This window comes from Cellulomonas aerilata (genome assembly GCF_007991755.1).
Lineage (GTDB): Bacteria > Actinomycetota > Actinomycetes > Actinomycetales > Cellulomonadaceae > Pengzhenrongella > Pengzhenrongella aerilata.
The window spans coordinates 23,968-39,356 of the sequence record NZ_BJYY01000022.1 but is presented as its reverse complement, the minus strand read 5'-3'; the positions used below and the strand labels follow the sequence as shown (position 1 = coordinate 39,356).

At 74.7% G+C, this 15,389-nt stretch carries 11 protein-coding genes; 2 read left to right on the top strand and 9 right to left on the bottom strand.

The features are described 5' to 3' along the window. Window positions 1–21: 21 nt before the first annotated feature. The 7 genes from CAE01nite_RS17110 to CAE01nite_RS17080 form a co-directional block, all read right to left on the bottom strand. Window positions 22–450 (bottom strand): pilus assembly protein CpaE, encoded by a 429-nt coding sequence (locus CAE01nite_RS17110; RefSeq protein ID WP_146906752.1) that lies wholly within the window; start codon window positions 448–450, stop codon window positions 22–24. Window positions 451–615: 165 nt separating this feature from the next. Next, window positions 616–1,584 carry a sugar phosphate isomerase/epimerase family protein gene (locus CAE01nite_RS17105; protein WP_146906751.1) on the bottom strand — a complete coding sequence of 323 codons (969 nt, stop codon included), beginning with the start codon at window positions 1,582–1,584 and terminating at the stop codon, window positions 616–618. A gap of 155 nt (window positions 1,585–1,739) precedes the next feature. Further along, a complete protein-coding gene (locus tag CAE01nite_RS17100) occupies window positions 1,740–2,744 on the bottom strand; it encodes a sugar phosphate isomerase/epimerase family protein (protein WP_146906750.1) in 1,005 nt (334 codons plus the stop codon). Window position 2,745: 1 nt separating this feature from the next. Next, window positions 2,746–3,960, bottom strand: coding sequence for a Gfo/Idh/MocA family protein (locus tag CAE01nite_RS17095; protein WP_146906749.1), 1,215 nt, complete (start codon window positions 3,958–3,960; stop codon window positions 2,746–2,748). A gap of 34 nt (window positions 3,961–3,994) precedes the next feature. After that, window positions 3,995–5,053 carry a substrate-binding domain-containing protein gene (locus tag CAE01nite_RS17090; RefSeq protein WP_146906748.1) on the bottom strand — a complete coding sequence of 353 codons (1,059 nt, stop codon included), beginning with the start codon at window positions 5,051–5,053 and terminating at the stop codon, window positions 3,995–3,997. A gap of 86 nt (window positions 5,054–5,139) precedes the next feature. Further along, entirely contained in the window at window positions 5,140–6,231 is a 1,092-nt protein-coding gene (locus tag CAE01nite_RS17085; RefSeq protein WP_146906747.1) for an ABC transporter permease, read from the bottom strand. Then, window positions 6,228–7,712, bottom strand: a complete 1,485-nt coding sequence (locus CAE01nite_RS17080) for a sugar ABC transporter ATP-binding protein (RefSeq protein ID WP_246131318.1) — start codon at window positions 7,710–7,712, stop codon at window positions 6,228–6,230. Before CAE01nite_RS17080 ends, CAE01nite_RS17085 begins: the two co-directional genes overlap by 4 nt. A 169-nt stretch (window positions 7,713–7,881) precedes the next feature. On the opposite strand from CAE01nite_RS17080, the gene CAE01nite_RS17075 reads away from it, so the two are divergent. Then, window positions 7,882–9,066: an ROK family transcriptional regulator gene (locus tag CAE01nite_RS17075; RefSeq protein WP_146906746.1), complete on the top strand. Its 1,185-nt coding sequence runs from the start codon at window positions 7,882–7,884 to the stop codon at window positions 9,064–9,066. Window positions 9,067–9,127: 61 nt separating this feature from the next. Here CAE01nite_RS17075 and CAE01nite_RS17070 read toward each other — a convergent pair whose 3' ends face one another. Beyond that, a complete protein-coding gene (locus tag CAE01nite_RS17070; protein WP_146906745.1) occupies window positions 9,128–10,390 on the bottom strand; it encodes a GNAT family N-acetyltransferase in 1,263 nt (420 codons plus the stop codon). Between the two features lie 67 nt (window positions 10,391–10,457). Then, on the bottom strand, window positions 10,458–12,740 hold the full coding sequence (gene ligA, locus CAE01nite_RS17065) for an NAD-dependent DNA ligase LigA (RefSeq protein WP_222595976.1): 2,283 nt from the start codon (window positions 12,738–12,740) through the stop codon (window positions 10,458–10,460). A gap of 99 nt (window positions 12,741–12,839) precedes the next feature. Between ligA and CAE01nite_RS17060 the strand changes: the two genes are divergently transcribed. Continuing rightward, window positions 12,840–15,359: a Kelch domain-containing protein gene (locus CAE01nite_RS17060; RefSeq protein WP_146906744.1), complete on the top strand. Its 2,520-nt coding sequence runs from the start codon at window positions 12,840–12,842 to the stop codon at window positions 15,357–15,359. Window positions 15,360–15,389 lie beyond the last annotated feature (30 nt).

The following is a 15,389-nucleotide window of genomic DNA, read 5'->3' as shown; positions in this document are numbered from 1 at the left end:
TCACGTGACGCCGGGCGCCGGTCAGGTGGCGGGCCGGTCCAGGGCGAGCCCGACGAGCGCGAGGACCGCGCGCGCGTACGCGTCCGCCGCCGAGTCGTCCCGGGACGCGACGGCGTCGTCCACGCCGGGGGGCCGGGCCAGGACGACGAACCCGCCGGACGGGTCGGCCTGCAGCGCGACGAACGTGCCGCGGAGCAGCTCGCGGAGCTGGTCCTCCCGCGGCAGCCACAGCGCGTCGTCCTGCGCGACCGAGTCCAGGGCCCACTCCGTGGTCCCGTTGAAGCCCAGGACGGTGCCGGTGGAGAACTCGTGCGCCTCGATCATCATGTCGCTGATCGTGAAGACGTCGCCGGTCATCTCCGGCTGGAGGATCGCGAACTGGTCGCCCGTGCGCGGGTGCCACACGACGCCGGCGTCGCGGAGCTCCAGGGCGAGGCTGAGGGAGATCATCGGGTCAGTATCGGCTCCCGTCCACAGGGGTGCACGGGGGGTGCACGGGCGCGCACGCGGGTGCGGGGTCGTGCACGACGGGCGCCCCGGCGTGGGGACGCCCCCGCCGCACCTCGGGAGGCACGGCGGGGGCGTCCGGTCGCGCAGGTGTGCCCCAGCGGGCGGTCAGTCCGAGCAGGTGAGGAACCGGAAGCTGTCCCGCGCGAACTCGGCGGTCGCCGGCGCGCCGTCGCGCTCGACGACGTACAGCTTCACGTAGCCCTTGGCGGCCGCCAGGATCGGCTCCCAGTCGAGCTCGCCCTCGCCGACGTCGGTGGGCGTCCCGCGGCTGGCGCCCTCGACGCCGGGCCCGTTGAGGAAGCCGTCCTTGATGTGCAGCAGCTCGATGCGCCGGCCGTACCGCTCGAGCAGGTCGACGACGTCGACGCCGGCGTCCGCGGCCCAGAAGACGTCGAGCTGGAACGTGACGTACCGGGGGTCGGTGTGCTCGGCGATCACCTCCCAGGCGGTCTTCGTCTCCCCCGTCGCGGGGTCGACGACGGTGGTGAGGAACTCCTGCTGGTGGTTGTGGCCGAACACCTTGCCGGTGCCGTTGCGCACCGAGCGCTCGCCGAGCCGGTCCAGGGACTGCGCGACCGCGACGACCTCGTCGTAGGTCATGCCGGCCCGGATGCCGCCCAGGGCGAACCCGCCCGACCCCACGTACCGCTGCCCGACGTCCTTCGCGTACGCCAGCGAGGCGTCGAACGTGGCCTCGTCCGTGCCCCCGTGCGAGCTGGGGACCTTGAGCCCGTGCGACCGCGCGAGGTCGCGCAGCTCCTCGCCGGACAGCCCGCCCCACCCGGTCGGGCCGAACGCGAACGGCTCGATGTTGCGGTAGCCGATCTCCTCGAGCTCGGCCAGCACCGGCTCGATGCCGACCTGGTTCGTCCAGCCGAAGTAGCTGAACATCTGGATGGAGATCTTCCCGACCGGGACGCGGCCGGCGCAGTCGTCGCCGTGCGGCCCCCGGTCGTGGCCGGGGTGGGCGCTCGCCGGACCGGCGAGCAGGCCGGTGCCGGCCAGGGCGACGGCGGCACCGGCGACCAGGCCGGTGCGGACGACGCGACGACCTGTGGACGTGAGTCGGTTCACTGCTCCTCCTTCGACGTGCGCGACTGCGGTGTCGCGTCACGGTCGTGCCCCGCGCGTGACCGTCGGTGGGCAGGCGCGGCCCCCTGCGGGCCCACGCGCCGCGGCGCGCCGCCATGGTCGACATGGTCGGCGCCCCGCGGCGCGCGGCGCAGGCGTCAGCGGGTGCTGAACGCGGCGTCGAAGGACGCCGCCGGCGGGTCGAAGGCGAGTCGCCGCACGAAAGCCAGGGCGTCGGGGGCGCCGACCAGGCGGTCCATGCCGGCGTCCTCCCACTCCACGGAGATCGGCCCGTCGTACCCGATCGTGTTGAGCATCCGGAAGCAGTCCTCCCACGGCACGTCGCCGTGGCCGGTGGACACGAAGTCCCAGCCGCGCCGCGGGTCGCCCCACGGCAGGTGGGACCCGAGCCGGCCGTTGCGGCCGTTGCCCACCCGGCGCTTCGCGTCCTTGCAGTCCACGTGGTAGATCCGGTCGCGGAAGTCCCACAGGAAGCCGACCGGGTCCAGGTCCTGCCACACGAAGTGGCTGGGGTCCCAGTCCAGGCCGAACGCCTCGCGGTGCCCGATCGCCTCCATCGCCCGGACGGTCGTCCAGTAGTCGTAGGCGATCTCGCTGGGGTGGACCTCGTTCGCGAACCGGACGCCGACCTCGTCGAACACGTCGAGGATCGGGTTCCACCGGTCGGCGAAGTCGCGGAACCCGGCGTCCACCATCTCGGCCGACGCCGGCGGGAACATCGCGACGTACTTCCAGATCGACGACCCGGTGAACCCGACGACGGTCTTGACCCCGAGCCGCGCCGCGGTGCGGGCGGTCAGCTTCATCTCCTCCGCGGCCCGCTGCCGGACGCCCTCGGGCTCGCCGTCGCCCCAGACCCGGTCCGGGAGGATGTCGCGGTGCCGGGCGTCGATCGGGTCGTCGCAGACGGCCTGGCCCTTGAGGTGGTTGGAGATCGCGAACAGCTGCAGGTCGTACTTCTCGAGGATGTCCAGGCGGCCCTTGATGTAGGCGTCGTCCTCGGCGCCGCGCCAGACGTCCAGGTGGTCGCCCCAGCACGCCACCTCCAGGCCGTCGTAGCCCCACTCGGAGGCGAGCCGCGCCACCTCCTCGAACGGCAGGTCGGCCCACTGGCCCGTGAACAGGGTGATCGGTCGTGCCATGTCAGCGTCCGTTCCTCTCGACGTGCCGGTCCACGCCCGTCTCGACGGGTGTCCAGGTGCTGCTGTCCGCGGCGCTGCGCTCGACGGCGGCCAGCACGCGCTGGACCTGCAGCCCGTCCGCGAACGACGGATCGGGCTGGCGCCCGGCCGCCAGGGCCTCCACCAGGTCGACGACCTGGTGGACGAAGCCGTGCTCGTAGCCGAGCCCGTGCCCGGCCGGCCACCACGCGCCGACGTAGGGGTGCTCCGGCTCGGTGACCACGATGCGACGGAACCCGGCGACCCGGGCGTCCTCCGTCGCGTCGTACAGGTGCAGCACGTTCATGTCCTCGAAGTCGAAGGCCAGCGACCCGCGCGAGCCGTTGATCTCCAGGCGGATGGCGTTCTTGCGCCCCCAGGCGAACCGGGTCGCCTCGAACGTCGCGAGCCCGCCGCCGCTGAGGCGACCGGTGAAGATCGCGGCGTCGTCCACCGTGACGGGTCCGCGTCCGGCGCCGGCGGTGCCGTGCAGCCCGGCGAACTCGCCGGCCACGGGGCGCTCGTGCACGAACGTCTCCAGGACACCGCTCACCCCGGTGAGCAGCTCGCCGGTGACGTGCTGGGCGAGGTCGACGACGTGGGCGCCGATGTCCCCCAGGGCGCCGGACCCGGCCTGCGCCTTGTCCAGCCGCCAGGACAGCGGCGCCTCCTCGTCGGCGATCCAGTCCTGCAGGTACTGCGCACGCACGTGCCGGACCGTCCCGATGCGCCCCTCGGCGACCAGCTCGCGGGCGAGCGCGATCGCCGGGACGCGGCGGTAGGTGAACCCGACCATCGCCCGCACGCCGGACGCCGCGGCGGCGTCGGCGGCGGCGACCATCGCCTCCGCCTCCGCCACCGTGTTCGCCAGCGGCTTCTCGCACAGCACGTGCTTGCCGGCCTCGAGCGCCGCGATCGCGATCTCGGCGTGCGTGCTGCCCGGCGTGCAGATGTCGATGAGCTGCACGTCGTCGCGCACCAGCAGCTTGCGCCAGTCCGTCTCCGTGTGCTCCCAGCCGAGCTTGCGCGCCGCGGCCTCGACACCCGCCGCGGTGCGCCCGGCGACGACCGTCATCCGCGGCTGCAGCGGCAGGTCGAAGAACCGCGGCGCCACGCGCCACGCCTGGGAGTGGGCGGCCCCCATGAAGGCGTAGCCGACCATCCCGACACCGAGACCGGTGCCCCCTGCCCCGTCCATCCCTGTCCCGTCCACGGTGCGTCCGGTCCGCGGGTCAGGACTCGAACGCGGTCGGCAGGTACTGCTCGACGTTGTCCGCGGTGACGACGGGGGCGTACAGCTGGATGGTGCGGGGCACCTCGACCTCGACCAGGTCGCCGAGGGCCTTCTGCTGCACGAGCAGGCGGGCCAGGCGGACGCCGTCCGCGGCCTGCGTGGACGGGTAGACGACCGTGGCCTTGAGCACGGAGTCACCGGCCTGGATGTCCTCCATGACGTTCTTCGAGCCGGCGCCGCCGACCATGAGGAACTCGTCCCGGCCGGCCTCCTCGATGGCCGCCATGACGCCGACGCCCTGGTCGTCGTCGTGGTTCCACAGCGCGTCGATCTTCGGCGCCGCCTGCAGCAGGTTGGCGGCCGCCTGCTGGCCGCCCTGCACGGTGAAGTCGGCGGCGACGCGGTTGCTGACCTCGAGCCCGCAGTCGTCGAGCGCGTCGGCGAAGCCCTGGCTGCGGTCCTGCGTCAGGGGCAGGGAGTCGATGCCGGCGATCTCGGCGACGACGGCGTCGGGGTTGTCGCCCAGCTGCTCGCAGATGTAGGTGCCGGCCGAGACGCCCATGCCGTAGTTGTCGCCGAGGATCGTGGTGCGCGCCGCGAACGGGCTGGAGAACTCGCGGTCGACGTTCACCACGGTGATCCCGGCCTCCATGGCCTGGGTGGCGACCTCGGTCAGCGCGGCGCCGTCGAACGGCAGCAGCACGATGGCGTCGACGCCGTCGTTGATGAACTGCTCGACCTGGGAGATCTGCAGGTTCACGTCGTTGGTGCCCTCGGCGACACGCAGGTCGACGTCCTCGTACTTCTCCGCCTCGGCGCGGGCGGCGGCCGTGATCGCGCCCATCCAGCCGTGGTCGGCGGCGGGGGCCGAGAACCCGATGACGACCTCGTCGCCGGGCTCGTCGTTGGCGCCGACGGCGATCTGCTCACCGGCGTCCTGCGGGGCGTCGGCCTCGGGCTCGGGGGTGTTGGACGTGCAGCCGGCGACCAGCAGGGCGCCGACGGCGAGGCCGGCGGTCATCCACCGGCGACGGCTCATCGTGGTGCGTGCGGACATGGGGATCCTCCTTGACGGCGAGCGTGGGCTCGGTGGGGCTGTGACGTGGGACGGGTGCGCGGCGCGGCGGCGCCGCGGGAGCGAGGTCAGGTCCGGCGGGACCGGGCCGCGAACTGCTGCTGCAGCAGGACGGCGACGACGATGATCAGGCCCTTGGCCACCGACTGGGCCGAGGTCGACAGGTCGTTCTGGACGAAGACGTTGGTCAGCGTGGAGAAGATCAGGACGCCGAAGACGGTGCCGACGATCGTGCCCCGCCCGCCGGCGAGCAGCGTCCCGCCGACCACGACGGCGGCGATGGCGTCGAGCTCGTAGAGCTGGCCGTGGGTGGAGGCCCCGGACGTGGTGCGCACGAGCATCATGAGCCCGCCGATCCCGGCCGCAAGACCGGACAGCGCGTACAGGTACATGGTGTGGCGCTTCACCCGGATGCCCGCGAGCCGGGCCGCCTCGGGGTTGCCGCCGACGGCGACCGTGCGGCGCCCGAACGTGGTGCGGTTGAGCAGGACCCAGCCCGCGACCGCGACCAGCGCGAAGATCCACACGGACACCGAGATCCCGAGGATCTCCGTGCGGAAGGCGTCCAGGAACGCGTCCACCTCCACCAGCTGCGTCCGCCGGTTGGCGATGATCTCGGCCAGGCCCCGGGCGCCGACCATCATCGCCAGCGTCGCGATGAAGGCGACCACCTTGCCGTAGGCGATCAGCACGCCGTTGACCACCCCGCAGACCGTCCCCACCGCCAGGGCGGTGAACACCATGACGATCCAGTGGGTGTCCTCGGCCATGGTCTGGGTGGCCAGGGTGCTGGCCCACACCGAGGACAGGCCGATCACCGACCCGACCGACAGGTCGATGCCGCCGCCGGTGATGACGAACGTCATGCCGATGGCCACCACGCCGTAGACGGCGGCCAGGCGCAGGATGGTCATGGCGTTGTCGAGGCTGGCGAAGCGCTCGCCCGCGGTGGCCACGCCCACGACGCACAGGACGACGAGCGCGATCACCAGACCCACGTTGCGGCCGGCGCCGCCCCCCAGCCGGCTGCGCGCCTGGTCGGACGGTGTCGCGACGCCGCCGTGCGAGGTCGCGGCCGTGCGGGCGAGCGGGGTGGGGTGGTCGGGGTCCGGCGGGACGCTGCCGGCCGCGGCCAGCGAGGGGGGCAGTTGGTCGCTCACGCGGCACTTCCTTCCATGACGAGGTCGAGCACGCGGTGCTCGTCGATCTGGTCCGCGGGACCGCTGTGCAGGACGCGGCCCTCCGCGATGACGAGGACGCGGTCGGCGAGGCCGAGGACCTCGTCGATCTCGCTGGAGACGACGACGACGGCGTTGCCGGCCTCGGCGAGGGCGTGGATGAGCCCGTAGATCTCCGCGCGCGCGCCGACGTCCACGCCGCGGGTCGGCTCGTCCAGCAGCAGCACACGGCAGCCGTGCACGAGCCAGCGCGCGAGCATGAGCTTCTGCTGGTTGCCGCCCGACAGCGTCCGGGCGGAGCGCTCGGGGTCGGCGGGCCGCAGCTCCAGGGCCTCCAGCTGGTCCCGGGCGACGGACCGCTCGGCGCGCTCGTCCAGCATGGGTCCCTTGGCGAAGCGGCCGAAGGTCGACAGGGTCACGTTGCGGTAGACGGGCTCGTCGAGCAGCAGGCCCTGGCTCTTGCGCTCCTCCGGCGCCAGGCCGATGCCGGCCTGCACGGCGGCGGTCACCGACCCCGGCCGCAGCGGCGTGCCGGCGACCTCGACCCGGCCGGCGGTGGCGCGGCGGGCTCCGTAGATCGTCTCCAGGATCTCCGAGCGGCCGGAGCCGACCAGCCCGGCCAGACCGACGACCTCGCCGGCACGGACGGTCAGCGACACGTCCGCGAACACCCCGCGCAGGCCCAGGCCCTCGACGTGCAGCAGCGGCTGGGCGTCGGCCGCGACGGTCCGGCGGGGCGGGAACACCTGCTCGACCGTCCGGCCGGTCATCAGCCGGATCAGGTCCGGCGTCGACGTCGTCGCCACCGGCAGGCCCGTGGCGACGGTCCTGCCGTCCTTGAGGACCGTGATGCGGTCGCCGATCTGCCGGATCTCCTCCAGCCGGTGGGAGATGTACAGCACCGCGACGCCGGCGGCGGTGAGCTGGCGCACGACCCGGAAGAGGTTGGCGACCTCCTCCGAGTCCAGGACCGCGGACGGCTCGTCCATGATGATCAGGCGGGCGTCGTGGGACAGCGCGCGCGCCATGCTCACCACCTGCTTGCCGGCGGCCGACAGGTTCCCCACCTCGCGGTGCGGGGGCAGCTCGTCGTGGCCGAGCCGGGCGAGCAGCTCGCGGGTGCGGGTGTGGGCCGCCCGGCGCCGCGTGAGGCCGCCGGCCGCCAGCTCGTGACCGAGGTACACGTTCTCCGCGATGGTGAGCCCGTCGACGACGTCGAGCTCCTGGTACATCGTGGCGATGCCGGTCGCCAGGGCGGCGACGGGGTTCGACAGGTTCGCGGTCCGGCCGTTCCACTCCACCGTGCCGGCGTCGGGCCGGTGGGCGCCGGCGAGGACCTTGATGAGGGTGGACTTCCCCGCGCCGTTCTGGCCGAGCAGGCAGTGCACCTCGCCGGGGCGGACGTCGAGGTCCACGCCGTCCAGGGCTCGCACGCCGGAGAAGTGCTTGACGATGCCGCGCATCTGCAGCAGCGGCGCCGCGTCGGTGGAGGGCTCGACCGGCGGCTGGGGGTCCACGGTGACCATGCCGGAACACTGACAGGAGTTCTGCCGACGGTCAATCAAAAGTTGCTGCTGAATCGCGACGTTACGTGAACGTGACCGCAGCAAGTCCAGGTGCTTGACTGACCGCATGACCGAGGAGCTGACCCGCGGCGTCCCCCGACCCACGGGCGCGGGTGAGCTCTTCCAGCTCCTCCGGGACGGTCGCCCGCGCACCCGGGCCGACCTGGCTGCGGTCACCGGGCAGGCCCGGTCCACTGTCGCGGCGCGCGTCGACCTGCTGCTCTCCTCCGGGCTCGTGGCGCCCGCCGGGGAGGCGGCCTCGACCGGCGGGCGTCCGCCGGTCACGTTCGCCTTCAACCCCCGGGCCCGCGCGGTGCTCGCGGTCGACCTCGGGGCGACGCACGCGCGGCTGGCCGTCACGGACCTCGCCGGGCAGGTGCTCGTGGAGCACCACCAGCCGCTGGCGATCGCCGAGGGGCCCGACGTCGTGCTGGACCGCGTGGCCCGCGTCGGCACGGAGCTGGTGCGCGAGGCCGGCCGGGAGCCGACCGACCTCGTCAGCGTCGGGGTGGGGCTTCCCGGCCCGGTCGACCACGGCACCGGCCGCCCCACGAACCCGCCGATCATGCCGGGCTGGGACGACGCCGACGTGCCCGGTCACCTCGGGCGGCTGCTCGGGGTCCCGGTGCTGGTCGACAACGACGTCAACGTCATGGCCCTGGGCGAGCACGCGTCGACCTACCCGGAGGTCGACCACCTGCTGTTCATCAAGGTCGCCACCGGCATCGGCGCCGGGATCATCAGCGACGGCCAGATCCGCCGCGGGGCGCAGGGGGCGGCGGGCGACCTCGGCCACATCGCGGTCCCGGGCGGCCGGGACCTGCCGTGCCGGTGCGGCAACACCGGGTGCCTGGAGGCGGTGGCGAGCGGCTCGGCGATCGCCACCGCCCTGCGGTCGGAGGGCCTGGAGGTCGCGTCCAGCAGCGAGGTCGTCGCGCTCGTGCGCGCGGGCAACCTCGCCGCGAGCCGCGCGGTGCGCGAGGCGGGCCGGGACATCGGCGGTGTGCTGGCGGCCTGCGTCAGCCTGCTGAACCCGTCGCTGATCGTCGTCGGGGGCGTGGTGGCCGAGGCGGGTGAGCACCTGCTCGCCGGCATCCGCGAGGTGGTCTACCGGCGGTCGCTGCCGCTCGCGACGCAGCACCTGCGGATCGTCACCACCCGGACCAAGGGCCGGGCCGGGGTGCTCGGCGCGAGTGCGATGGCCGCCGAGCACGTGCTGTCCTCGGCCGCGATCGACGCCTCGCTGGGCTGACCGGAGGGGGCTGACCCGCGCGGGCTGACCCGCGGGGGCCGACCCTCCTCGGCCCGAGCGGTCAGCGCTGGCGGTAGTGGTAGCGCTCCGCCGGGGTGAAGCCGAGGTCGGCGTACATCTCGATGGCGACCTGGTTGGACTCCTCCACCTGCAGGAACGCCTGCCGGGCGCCGCGCCGGACCGCCTCGTGCAGCGCGGCGCGCGTCAGCGCGCGGCCGATCCCCCGCCGCCGGGACCGCGAGTCGACCGCCAGGCACGACAGCGCCACCCAGTCCTCGACCAGCGCGGCCCGGATGACCGCGACCGGCCCGTAGCCGTCCCGGGCCGTGAGGTACAGCGCCGGTGAGCCGGTGACCAGCGCGGCGGCGACCCCGTGGTCGACCGGGGCGCTGGACTTGACGTCGAGCCAGCGCGAGAGCCACGCCTCGTCGGGCGTCTCGCTCACGCCCACCTCGAGCCCCGCGGAGTCGAACGGTGCCGCGACCTGGTCCAGCCCGGAGCGGACCATGACGAGGGTCGGGGCGACCTGGCGGTACCCGCGGGTCGCGAGCACGTCGTCGAGGTCCCACGGCTCGCTCTGGGCGCACACCCGGAACACCGCCGGCTGACCCGCCCGGGCGTAGATCCGCTCGACCTCGCCGACCGCGGCCTCGACGTCCCTCGGCTCGGCGAGCGCCAGGACGCTGTTGGCGCGCCGGGTGAACCCGCCGGACAGGCCGACCCGCCAGCCGTCGACGTCGTGCACCTCGCGCGGCCGCCACACCGCCACCTCCGCCCGGGCGCCCGGTCCCGGTGGCACGTCCCACGTGTAGACGCGCAGGGAGACGTCCTCGTGGTGCCAGTCCCGGTCCGGGACGCGGGTGAAGCACAGCCGGTCGTAGAGCCGGTGCGCCGCGGACATCTGCTCCAGCGTGGACAGCACCACGCGCCGGGCGCGCAGCGTCACCGCCTCGCGCATCGCAGCCCGCACCAGCGCCTCCGCGATCCCCCGCCGGCGGGCCCACGGGGCGACGGCGAGCATCCGCAGCTCGACCTCCCCCGGCTCGGCGATCTCGGCGTACGACGTGCCGGCCGGGGCGATCGTCAGGGTCCCGACCAGGGCCGGGACGTCCTCGTCCTCGCCGCCGACGTCCTCGGAGCCGTCGGTCGGGGTGAGCGCCACCAGCAGGCTCGCCTCCCGGGCCCGTCGGACGGCGTCCATGAGCTCGTCGACGTAGTCGTCGCCGTCGGTCACCAGGCCGTCGGTGTGGTACGCCTGCGCGGTGAGCGCACCGGCCGCCGCCACGTCGTCGTCCGTGGCCACGCGGATCATCAGGTCCGGCATCGCTGGTCTCCCTCGGTCGTCCGCCCATCGTCCTACCGGTCCCCCCGGACGCGCGACCGAGGCGCCCTCAGGACGCGCCGTCGCCCGACGGCTCCGCCCCGGCAGCGCCGTCGTCCGCCCCGGTGACGGCGGGCACGACGGCCTCCTCGTCGGCGTCGACGCCCGCCTCGGCGCCGGACCCGGTGGCCCGGACCGCCGCGGGGCCCTGGTCGAGCAGCAGCGCGAACCCGGCCTCGTCGAGGATCGGGACCCCGAGCTCGCGCGCCCGTGCCTCCTTGGTGCCGGCGTTCTCCCCGACGACGACGAAGTCGGTCTTCTTGGACACGCTGCCTGCCGCCTTGCCGCCGCGGGCGAGGATCGCCTCCCGGGCACCGTCGCGGGACCAGCCCTCGAGCGACCCGGTCACCACGACCGTGACGCCCTCCAGCGTCCGCGGCACGGACTCGTCGCGGACGTCGGCCATGCGCACCCCCGCCGCGGTCCACTTGCGGACCATCTCGGCGTGCCACCTGTCGTCCTCCCCCGGCTGCTCGAACCAGGCGCGCACCGCCGCGGCGATCGTGGGGCCGACGCCCGGCACGGACGCCAGCCGCTCCCCCTCGCCCTCGCGTGCCGCCTGCTCGATGGCCTCCATGGAGCCGAACTCCTGCGCCAGCGCGCGTGCCGCGGTGGGGCCGACGTGGCGGATCGACAGCGCGACCAGCACCCGCCACAGCGCGGTGTCCTTGGCCTGCTCGAGGTTGGCGAGCAGGCTCTCGCCGACCGCGTTGAGGTCGCCCGCCTCGCGCGCGCGGCCCTTCACCTTGGACCGGGTGGACAGCACGAACTGCGGGACCCGGCGCAGCGCGTCGGCGTCGAGCGCGAACAGGTCCCCCTCGTCCCGGACGACGCCGGCGTCCAGCAGGCTCGACGCCGCCTCGAAGCCGAGCGCCTCGATGTCGAACGCGCCGCGCGAGGCGACGTGGAACAGCCGCTCGCGCAGCTGGGACGGGCAGGACCGGCTGTTGGGGCAGCGGATGTCGGCGTCGCCCTCCTTCGCCGGCGCCAGCGGCGTGCCGCACGAGGGGCAGCGGTCCGGCATGACGAACTCGCGCTCCGTGCCGTCCCGCAGCTCGACCACCGGCCCGACGATCTCCGGGATGACGTCACCGGCCTTGCGCAGGACCACCGTGTCGCCGATGAGCACGCCCTTGCGCCGGACCTCGCTCGCGTTGTGCAGCGTCGCCATGGACACCGTCGACCCCGCGACCTGCGCGGGCACCATGACGCCGAACGGGGTCACCCGGCCCGTGCGCCCCACGTTGACCTGGATGTCCAGGAGCCTGGTGTTGACCTCCTCCGGCGGGTACTTGAACGCGATGGCCCACCGCGGGGCCCGGCTCGTCGCCCCCAGCCGTCGCTGCAGCGCCACCTCGTCGACCTTGACGACGATGCCGTCGATCTCGTGCTCGACGTCGTGCCGGTGCTCCCCGTAGTGGTCGATCATCGCCTGCACCTCGGCGAGGTCGTCGACCACGCGGCTGTGACCGGAGACCGGCAGCCCCCACCCGGCCATGAGGCCGTAGGCCTGCGACTGCCGGTCGACGACGTCCCCGCGGCCGGCCCACCGCAGGGCGCCGATGCCGTGGCAGTACATCCGCAGCGGGCGGCTGGCGGTGACCCGGGGGTCCTTCTGCCGCAGCGACCCGGCGGCCGTGTTGCGCGGGTTGGCGAACGGCGGCTTGCCGGCGGCCACCTGCGCCTCGTTCACCGCACGGAACCCCTCCACGGGCAGGAACACCTCGCCGCGGACCTCGATGAGCTGGGGGTGGTCGTCCCCGGCGAGCCGGTGCGGGATCCCCTCGATCGTCCGGACGTTGAGGGTGACGTCCTCGCCGGTCCGGCCGTCGCCGCGGGTCGCGGCACGCACCAGGCGGCCGTTCTCGTACAGCAGGGCGACCGCGAGCCCGTCGATCTTCAGCTCGCACAGCAGGTGCATCCCGGCCGAGGCGCCGTCGAGGTCGCGCCGCAGCCGCTCGTACCAGGTCCCCAGGTCGTCCGCGGAGAACGCGTTGTCCAGGGAGAGCATCCGCTCCACGTGCTCGACGGCGGCGAACTCGGTGGAGAACGTGCCGCCGACCCGCTGCGTCGGGGAGTCCGGCGTGCGCAGCCCGAGTGCGGCGTAGCGGTCCTCGAGCGCCTCGAGGCGGCGCAGCAGCCGGTCGTACTCGCCGTCGCTGACCGAGGGTGCGTCGCGCACGTAGTAGGCGAACTGGTGGTCGCGGATCTCGCCGGCCAGCTCCTCCCAGCGGTGCCGGGCCGCGACCTCGTCCAGGTCGGCGTCGGCGGGGTCCAGTACGGGTTCGCTCACCGGGTCATCATGGCCTGGACCACCCACGCGTCGCGTGGTAGGCCGGGGGCACGGCACGTCGCCGTCCACGCCCTTCGCCACCGACGCCGGAGCAGGCTCATGACACAGACGGAGAACCGACCCACCCCCCGCACCGACCCGCGCACCGCGAGCACCACGGGCGCGCTCGCCGGGCTGCTGCCGCTGTCCGCGGTCGCCGGGGCGCCCCCGACGACCGAGGCGGCCCTCCTCGCCGGGTCCCCGCCGCCCACGGCGCCGGGCGAGGCCGGACCGCCCGCCGCGGCGCTCGCCGCCGGCGACGCGGCCTGGTCCACCCGCTTCGGCGCCACGAACGTCGGCATGCGGCCGCTCGCGGTCGCCGTCACCGGGACGAGCACCGGCACCGGCACCGGCACCGGCCCGACCGTCTACGTGGGCGGGGACTTCGCCGGGCCGATGGCCGGCATGCCGGAGGGCACCTACCAGCGCATCGCCGCCTGGGACGGCGTCGCGTGGGACCGCCTGGGCGAGGGCCTGGACGGCCCCGTGCACGCCGTCACCGTCGTGGGCGACCACGTCTACGTCGGCGGGGAGTTCACCGTGGCCGGCGGGAAGGTCGTCGCCAACCGGCTCGCCCGGTGGGACGGCGCGGCGTGGTCCGCGGTGTCCGGCGGGGTCGCCAACAGCTCGGTGCCGTCGCTGGCCGCGGTGCGGGCGCTCGCCTCGGACGGGGAGCGGCTGTACGTGGCGGGCGTCTTCGACTCCGTCGGGACCGGGACCGCCGCGGTGCCGGCCCGGGGGTTCGCCGTCCTGGACCTGGCGAGCGGGGCGTGGTCATCCCCCGACGGCGGGCTGGGCTTCCTCGGCGGACCGGGCGAGGGTCGCGCCGTCGCGGTGCTCGGCGGCCGGGTCCACGTGGGTGGCTACTTCGACACCGCGGGGACTGTGCCGGCGTCGTCGTTCGCCGCGCTCGACCCGGTCACGGCGACGTGGACCGCGTTCGGCGACGGGATCCGCAGCGGCGAGTTCGTCGGCTCGGTGAACAGCCTGACCGTGGACGACGCGTCCGGGACCGTGTTCGTCGGCGGTGCCTTCACCGCGGCGGGGACCGTCGCGACGTCCGGGGTGGCGACCCTGACCGGCGACACCTGGGGGACGCTGGGTGCGTTCACCCGCTTCGGCGACGCCGGCACCGCCGGCGTCCTGGCCCTCGCGTTCGCCGGTGGCCGGCTCTACGCGGGCGGGGAGTTCACCACGGCCGGCAACGCGGCCGCGTCGTGGTGGGCGGTGCACGACGGCGCCGAGTGGTCGGTCCCCGGGGACGGGGTGGACAACGCGGTCCGCGCGATGGCGGCGCTGGGCGACGACGTGGTGGTCGTCGGGGACTTCCAGTACTCCGGGTCCCTGCGCATGACCTACGGCGGCGTGTGGACCGCCGACGGCTGGCAGACGTTCGGGCAGGGCCTGTCCTACGACCCCTACGCCGACGGGAACGTCTTCGCGGTCCTGCCGACGCCGGCGGGGCTGGTCGCCGGCGGCTACTTCGACCAGGCCGGACCCGTGCCGGTCGGGTCTGTGGCGACCTGGACCGGGGACCGCTGGGACCCGATGGCCGGCGGCCTGCGCGGGGTCAACGCGCTGGCCACGGTCTACGCCGTGGCCCGCCTCGGGGACGACGTGTACGTCACCGGGTCGTTCTCCACGGCCGGCGGCGGGACGGCGGCGAACATCGCCCGCTGGGACGGCACCTCGTGGTCCGCCCTGGGCAGCGGGCTCAACGGCACGGGCTACGCCCTCGCCGTGCTCGGCGGCCGGCTGTACGTGGGCGGGCGGTTCTCGGCGGCCGGGACGACGTCGGCGAACGGCGTCGCCGCCTGGGACCCGGCGACGTCGACGTGGAGCGCCGTGGGCAACGCCCCCGCCTACGACGACGCCGTCCTGGGCCTGGCCGTGATCGGGGACCGCCACCTCGTGATCGGCGGGAGGTTCCACGCGCTGCGCGCCGGCGGGCGGGACCTGGTGCGCGGGCTCAACGGGCTCACCGCCTTCGACACCCAGGCCGAGATCACGCCCGGCGGCCTGCTGGACGGGTACCTGATCGTGGCCGGCGTCCAGCAGTCCAGCGGCACCGGCACCGTCCGGGCGCTGCACGTGCAGGACGGCGACCTCGTGGTGGGCGGCACGTTCGACACCGCGGGCGTCGTGCAGCTCGCCGACCCGCCCGAGCTCGGCTTCTCCGCCCGCAACCTCGCGGTCTGGCACTTCGGGGGCGACGGGCGCTGGGAGACGCCGGGCGGCACGGACGAGCCGGTGATGGCGCTGACCACGGTGGACGGCACGCAGGTCGTGGTGGGCGGCTGGTTCGGCGCAGCCGGCCCGGTCGCCGCCTCCGGCGTCGCCGCGTTCGAGCCCGCCACCGGCGCGTGGAGCGCGTTCGGCAGCGGGGTGGGGCCGGGTGAGCGGGGCGTGCGGCACGTCGAGGCGCTGGCCCAGGACCCTGCGCACGGGCTGTGGGTCGGCGGCACCTTCGACACCGCCGGCGGCGCGCCGAGCTGCGCGCTCGCGCTCTGGACGGCGACCGCCGCCGAGCGGCCGGGCGGCGGTCCGGAGCGACCTGCGGAGGTCGACCCGGGCACCTGACCGCTGCCGGACGCCCGGCCGCGTCCGCCG

What these genes read in the sequence shown, in the direction of transcription:
- CAE01nite_RS17090 (WP_146906748.1), bottom strand. Translation starts at nt 5,053, where the DNA reads ATGTCCGCACGCACCACGATGAGCCGTCGCCGGTGGATGACCGCCGGC.
- CAE01nite_RS17070 (WP_146906745.1), bottom strand. Translation starts at nt 10,390, where the DNA reads ATGCCGGACCTGATGATCCGCGTGGCCACGGACGACGACGTGGCGGCG.
- CAE01nite_RS17080 (WP_246131318.1), bottom strand. Translation starts at nt 7,712, where the DNA reads ATGCGCGGCATCGTCAAGCACTTCTCCGGCGTGCGAGCCCTGGACGGC.
- CAE01nite_RS17060 (WP_146906744.1), top strand. Translation starts at nt 12,840, where the DNA reads ATGACACAGACGGAGAACCGACCCACCCCCCGCACCGACCCGCGCACC.
- CAE01nite_RS17075 (WP_146906746.1), top strand. Translation starts at nt 7,882, where the DNA reads ATGACCGAGGAGCTGACCCGCGGCGTCCCCCGACCCACGGGCGCGGGT.
- CAE01nite_RS17095 (WP_146906749.1), bottom strand. Translation starts at nt 3,960, where the DNA reads ATGGACGGGGCAGGGGGCACCGGTCTCGGTGTCGGGATGGTCGGCTAC.
- CAE01nite_RS17110 (WP_146906752.1), bottom strand. Translation starts at nt 450, where the DNA reads ATGATCTCCCTCAGCCTCGCCCTGGAGCTCCGCGACGCCGGCGTCGTG.
- CAE01nite_RS17100 (WP_146906750.1), bottom strand. Translation starts at nt 2,744, where the DNA reads ATGGCACGACCGATCACCCTGTTCACGGGCCAGTGGGCCGACCTGCCG.